At 66.6% G+C, this 1,286-nt stretch carries 1 protein-coding gene and 1 pseudogene; both read right to left on the bottom strand.

All coding sequences use genetic code 11. The features are described 5' to 3' along the window. Positions 1-196, bottom strand: a pseudogene (locus EOA24_RS38330) (serine/threonine protein phosphatase); the annotation flags it as partial. Between the two features lie 12 nt (positions 197-208). Then, the coding region (locus EOA24_RS38325) for a class I SAM-dependent methyltransferase family protein (RefSeq protein ID WP_189354611.1) at positions 209-1,286 on the bottom strand (1,078 nt) is incomplete at its 5' end.

Here is a 1,286-nt window from a genome sequence, read left to right as displayed (position 1 = left end):
GAACGTGATGTTCCCACGAGAACACGATGCTGCCGACTTGATTGCGTTTCGAGGCCAGCCAGTTGGCGAAGCCATAGGTCGAATAGAAGAACGGCGCGAGGAAGGCGAGCCACAGCGCCGCCCGAAGGACGACACGTCCGTAGGGTTCGGCGGCTGCGCTGGCTGAAAGTGGCGGGGGCTCGGCGCTGGCGGGCATGCGTGGACGGTCCTAAACCCGCCTTGCCAGCGAGACGGTGAAGATACCCCATTGGTCGATGCGCTGGTCGAGCTTCTCGAAGCCGGCGGCTTCGACCAGCTGGTCCATCTCGGCTTGCGTGCGCCGCCGCATGACCCAGGCCTGGCCGCCGCGATGCGAAGTCAGGCTGCGGGCGATCATCTCGAGCTGCGGGTGCCAGGGCTGGTTGGTGTAGATCAGCAAGCTGCCCGGCTGCATCGCCTGGGCTAAGCCGCCGAGCGAGCGGGCGATCAACGCATTATCCGAGAAGAGCTCGTAAAGGCCGGAGACGATGGCAAGATCCGGCGCCGGGTTCAGCGCGGCCAACCCGGCGTCGTCAAAGGCGTCGGCGCGCCGGAACGAGACGCCGGCCGGCAATTGCCGATCGGCGATCAGCTTGCGGCCGAGTTCGACATTGATGTCGGAATAGTCCTGCAGCCGCACGCTGGCCGGCTGCTCGGCGCTCTTGCCGACGGCGTCGAGCACGTAGCGGCCGTGCCCGGCGGCTATGTCGATTATGTGGCCTGGACGTCCGGCCGCCTTCAGCGTTGCCAGCGCCGAACCGATCAGCTCCTCGAGGTTGAGCTTGCGCTGGCGGATGCCGCGCCAGCCGATGGCGTCGAGAAAAGTCCTGTCGACCATGCGGCCGATTGGCCCGAGGCCACGCGCCTCGTTCTCGTAGACATGGTCCAGCGTCGAGCCGGAATCGAAACCGGTGCCGACGCCGATCTTCATGCCGCGCGAGAACCAGCTGCCGATGCGGATGAAGGCGCGGCTCATGGCCCAATAGAGGCCCCTGGGCGACAGAAGATCCAGCGGCGAGGCGAGCCTGTCGGCCTCGTCGCGCGTGTAGCCGGCGATGTCCGCCTGCTTCAGGTCGATGGCTTCGGCCGGCGAAGCAAATTGCCCTTCGATGAACGGCCGGATCAGGTCGAGCGCCTTGGCGCGGTCGCGCTCGCCGAGCGTATCGTGGAAGAAGCCCGGCAGCACATGCCGCTCCTTCACGCGGCTGCCGAGATTGACGAAGAAATCGTGCTGCGGGCCGTGCCGCACCACCCAATCGCTGCCGGAC

Origin of the sequence: Mesorhizobium sp. M2A.F.Ca.ET.039.01.1.1 (assembly GCF_003998035.1) — a bacterium.
Lineage (GTDB): Bacteria > Pseudomonadota > Alphaproteobacteria > Rhizobiales > Rhizobiaceae > Mesorhizobium.
Note: the sequence above shows the minus strand (reverse complement) of the source record. Positions and strands in the feature narration are given on the sequence as shown.